Below are 4,311 nucleotides of genomic sequence, written 5' to 3' on the forward strand. Positions count from 1 at the left end.
GTTTGGGGGGAGGTCTCTACGGCCACGGGGCGGTCACTTTCCTCCGACGCCCATCAGGCCCTGGACCAGGGCGCGACGGGCGAACAGGTAGACGAGCAGGACGGGCAGCATGGACAGCATCACGGCTCCGAGGAGGCCGGGGATGTCGATGCCGTGTTCGGTCTGGAAGTTGTACAGACCCAGCGTGATCACCTTGGTGGAGTCGGACTGGGTCAGCACGAGCGGGAAGAGGAAGCCGTTCCATGCCTGGAGCGCGGAGAACACGGTGATCGTGGACAGGCCCCCACGGGACAGTGGTACGACCAACTGGAAGAACATGCGCCGCGGAGTCGCACCGTCCACGGCCATGGCCTCGAACAGTTCGGGAGAGATGTCCCGCATGGCGCCGCTGAGGATCAGCGCCGACATCGGCAGGCAGAACGCGGCTGTCGGCAGGATGACGCCGAGCAGGTTGTCGTACAGCCCTGCTTGGCTGATGAGATAGAACATCGGGACGATGACGGCCTGGGCCGGAATGGCAAGGCCCAGCAGGAACAGGCGGAAGACCAGCGAGGTCACTTTGCTGCGGCTGCGGACGATGGCGTACGAGAGCGGCGGCACCAGTACCAGCACCAGGCCTACCACGGCTGCCGTGACGACAATGGTGTTGACGAAGTATCGGCCGAAGCCTGAGTCGAAGGCGTTGAGGTAGTTGTCGAAGGTGAAGGTGTCAGGCACCGACACCGGGCCGTTCTGCGCGTAGTCGCCGCGGGTGCGCAGGGTCGCCGCGAGCATCACGTACAGGGGCAGGCCGACCAGGAACAGCCAGACGACGGAGCCGACGCCGGCCAGGTAGTTGGGACGGCGCCTCATGACACACCCTCCATGGAGCTGCGCATCTTGTCGTAGCCCGACACGCGGACGACGATGAGCGAGATGATGGTCGACGCGACGACCAGGGTGAGGGCGATGGCGGACCCGGTACCGAAATCGAAGCTCTTGAAGGCCTTTTCGTACATGTAGTAGGCGCTGATGGTGGTGTCGGTGCCGGGGCCTCCCTGCGTGAGGATGAGGACCGTCTCGAACGTGGTCAGACCGCCGACCGTCATCAGGATCATCGAGGTGATCATCGAGTTGCGCAGTTGCGGCAGCGTGATGTGGAAGAACTGCCGGTAGCGGCCTGCTCCGTCGATCTCTGCGGCCTGGTAGAGCACCTGTGGGACGGCTCGGGCAGCACCTTGGTAGATCAGGGTGTGGAAGGGAGTGAACTGCCAGGTGCTCACGAACGCCAGCACCCCGATGGCCGTGGTCTGCTCGCCGAACAGGTTGCCGTCGCCGAAAAGCCAGGTGGCGTCGGCAGGGATGCCGAAGTTCGGGTCGAGCAGCGCTCGCCACAGGACGGAAACGGCGGTGGCCGACAGCAGCAGCGGGACGAAGTAGATGGCGGACAGCACGGCCCGATTGCGCTGGTAGCCGGCGGCCCAGACCCCCAGGACAATGCTGAGCGGCGTCTGAATGAGGATGCCGAGTGCCGTCAGGAGCAGGGTCACCCAGATGCTCTTGAGCATCACAGGGTCGTCCAGAAGCCGTGACCAGTTGTCCGTGCCGACGAACTGAGGCGATCCGAGCCCGTTCCAGCTCATGAAGGACAGCACCGCAACCATGACCAGGGGAACGATTGCGAAGACAGCGAAGAACAAGGTGGCGGGCAGAGCCCAGGTGAAGCCGGGCCTTCCCACGTTTGCTGCGGACGAGCCGGCCGGCCGCCGCCGGGCCTCCTTGCGGGACCTGGCGGCGGGCTGGGTGCTCGTGATCTGTGTCGTCATGAGCCGATCATTCGTTCGGAAGTGCTTGCATGGCCTTGATGAAGCCGTCCGCGTCCATCTGACCGTTGAAGAACTGCTGCACGGCCTGCTGGATCGGGGTGCCTGCCGACGGCGGGTACGCCTGGTCCCAGGACAGCTGGAACGCGGGGGCCTTCGCGACCAGGTCGTACTGGAAGCGCGAGTAGTCGGGATTGGCCGCGGAGTCCAGGAAGGACGAGGTGTTCGTGGTCGTCGGCAGGTTGCCGATGGCCAGCTGCGCCTTCACGAACTCATCCGAGTACATGAGCTTCAGGAACTCGGCGACGGCTTCGGGGTGCTTGGTCTTCTTCAGCACCGAGTAGAAGTTGTTGGTGTTCCCGACGACGTTCGCAGCGTCGCCCTTGCCGCCGGAAATGGCCGGGAACGTGGTGTAACCGAGGTCCTTCTCCGCGAAGTCCTTGGCGTCCGTCTGCTGCTGGGCGTAGTACCACGAGCCCATGAGCTCGAAGCCGGCCTTGCCGGACGCCAGCAGTGCCGGTGAGGCGCCGTTGGTGTACTTCACCGAGTCGTAGTTCTTCCCGAAGGCGCCGGCGTCCACGAGGTCCCTGAGCATGCTCAGTGCCTTCTTGCTGTCGGCGCTCTCCCACACCGACTTGTCGCCCTTGATGGCCTTCTGGAACAGGCCCGGTCCGGCGACGCGGTCGTAGAGGTACTCGAACCACATGAGGGTCGGCCATCTGTCACCCCCGCCCAGGGCGATGGGCGTGACACCTTCGGCCTTGAGCTTCTTGACCGCGGCGAGCAGCTCGTCCCAGGTCTGGGGCGGCTTGATTCCCGCCTGGTCGAGGACCTTCTTGTTGTGGAACAGCAGGACGGGCTGGGTGCCACGCATCGGCACGCCGTAGGGCTTGCCGTCGACCACTGCGCTGTTGAAGACCGACGGGAGGAACTTGTTGTCCAGATCCGGGTTCTTCTTGATGAAATCGTCCAGCGGCAGCAGCAGGTCGGCCTTGACGAACGGCTGGATGCTGCCGCCGCCCCAGTTGAAGAAGATGTCCGGCGCCTGCGGGGTGTTGATGATCGTCTGGAGCTTCTGCTGATAGTCGGCACCGGGGATGGTGTCGAGGACAGCCTTGACGTCGGACGTCTTGTTGAACGTGCTGACTATCTGCTTTTCAACCTTGTTGCTGGCGTCCCCGTAGACCAGAACATGGATCTTGCCGTCGTCCGACGACGCTTGGCCGTTGCCGGCGCCGCAGGCGGACAGGGGCAACGCCAGGGCAAGCGTCGCACCGCAGGCGACCAGTCTGGGCAAGCGTGCGCGTGTCTTCATCGTTCGCCTTTCGAAAGTTTCGGCCTCATTACCGAAAGTCTCTGCGGTGGGGACATTAGGTCAGGCCCGAGACTCGGTCAACAGTCATGCATGCACGCGTCTGAACCGTTACCGGCGACGGTTCCTATACCCTGCACACATGGGCAATTACGAGGGGACGCACGGCCGGGTGACCCTGGCTGAGGTCGCGAAACTTTCGGGCGTCTCGCTTCCGACAGTTTCGAAGGTCCTCAACGGCCGTGCCGACGTGTCCCGTGCGACCCGGGCCAAGGTCGAGCGGCTGCTGGAGGTCCACGGCTACCGCCGCCGCCCCCGGACGGCACCGTGGCCCGGGCTTGTTGAACTCGTGTTCCACGAGCTGGACAGCATCTGGGCGATGGAGCTGGTCAAGGGGGTGGAGCAGGTCGCGAGGGAGAACCGTGCGACGGTGGTGCTCACCGTGAGCGGCACACGGCACACGCCCGGGCCGGAATGGCTCGAAGGAGTGCTGCAAAGAAGGCCGCTGGGCGTCGTCCTGGTCTTCTCCACGCTTCCGCAGGACGTCAAACGGCAGCTCAGGTCAGCGGCCATTCCCTTCGTGGTCGTCGACCCCGCAGGCGACCCCGACCCCGATGTGCCGTCGGTGGGCTCGGCGAACTGGGCCGGCGGTCTCGCGGCCACTCGGCATCTCACGGCACTGAACCACAAGCGGGTCGCGATCATCACCGGACCCAAGGACATGCTGTGCTCGCGCGCCCGCCTCGACGGCTATCGCTCCGCCCTGGCGATGGCGGCCTTGGACGTGGACCCGCGGCTGATACGGTTCGGCGATTTCCATGTGCAGGGCGGCTTCGAGCACGCGATGAGCCTGCTCGACGAACCGGACCGGCCGACGGCGATCTTCGCGGGCAGCGATCTCCAGGCGCTCGGCGTGCTCGAGGCGGCCCGGCTCAAAGGACTGCGCGTACCGCAAGACCTGTCGGTGGTCGGCTACGACGACGTGCCGCTCGCGCAGTGGTCAAGCCCGCCGCTGACCACGGTGCACCAGCCTCTTCGCCAGATGGCCGAGGAGGCGTCGCGCATGCTGTTCAACCAGGATGAATCCGGTAAGGGTGCCCAGCGCATCGAGCTGGCCACGCATCTGGTGGAGCGACAGAGCACGGCCCTGCCCGGCAAGTCGTGAGGCTGTCTCTTATACAACTCTGACTCTGCCTA

Annotated in this window: 4 protein-coding genes; 1 reads left to right on the top strand and 3 read right to left on the bottom strand. The window is 64.9% G+C overall.

Annotated features, from left to right (window positions below; all coding sequences use genetic code 11):
* Window positions 1–33: 33 nt before the first annotated feature.
* The 3 genes from FNH09_RS44920 to FNH09_RS44930 are packed head-to-tail and all read right to left on the bottom strand — an operon-like array spanning window position 34 to window position 3,117.
* Window positions 34–852 (bottom strand): carbohydrate ABC transporter permease, encoded by an 819-nt coding sequence (locus FNH09_RS44920; protein ID WP_152895637.1) that lies wholly within the window; start codon window positions 850–852, stop codon window positions 34–36.
* The gene (locus tag FNH09_RS44925; protein ID WP_152895638.1) at window positions 849–1,805 is read right to left on the bottom strand and encodes a carbohydrate ABC transporter permease; all 957 of its coding nucleotides are present in this window, start codon (window positions 1,803–1,805) and stop codon (window positions 849–851) included. Before FNH09_RS44925 ends, FNH09_RS44920 begins: the two co-directional genes overlap by 4 nt.
* Before the next feature lie 7 nt (window positions 1,806–1,812).
* The gene (locus tag FNH09_RS44930; protein WP_152895639.1) at window positions 1,813–3,117 is read right to left on the bottom strand and encodes an ABC transporter substrate-binding protein; all 1,305 of its coding nucleotides are present in this window, start codon (window positions 3,115–3,117) and stop codon (window positions 1,813–1,815) included.
* Between the two features lie 139 nt (window positions 3,118–3,256).
* On the opposite strand from FNH09_RS44930, the gene FNH09_RS44935 reads away from it, so the two are divergent.
* Entirely contained in the window at window positions 3,257–4,279 is a 1,023-nt protein-coding gene (locus tag FNH09_RS44935; RefSeq protein ID WP_152895640.1) for a substrate-binding domain-containing protein, read from the top strand.
* Window positions 4,280–4,311: the final 32 nt, after the last annotated feature.

This window comes from Streptomyces adustus (assembly GCF_009377175.1).
Lineage (GTDB): Bacteria > Actinomycetota > Actinomycetes > Streptomycetales > Streptomycetaceae > Streptomyces > Streptomyces adustus.

What these genes read in the sequence shown, in the direction of transcription:
- FNH09_RS44920 (WP_152895637.1), bottom strand. Translation starts at nt 852, where the DNA reads ATGAGGCGCCGTCCCAACTACCTGGCCGGCGTCGGCTCCGTCGTCTGG.
- FNH09_RS44925 (WP_152895638.1), bottom strand. Translation starts at nt 1,805, where the DNA reads ATGACGACACAGATCACGAGCACCCAGCCCGCCGCCAGGTCCCGCAAG.
- FNH09_RS44930 (WP_152895639.1), bottom strand. Translation starts at nt 3,117, where the DNA reads ATGAAGACACGCGCACGCTTGCCCAGACTGGTCGCCTGCGGTGCGACG.
- FNH09_RS44935 (WP_152895640.1), top strand. Translation starts at nt 3,257, where the DNA reads ATGGGCAATTACGAGGGGACGCACGGCCGGGTGACCCTGGCTGAGGTC.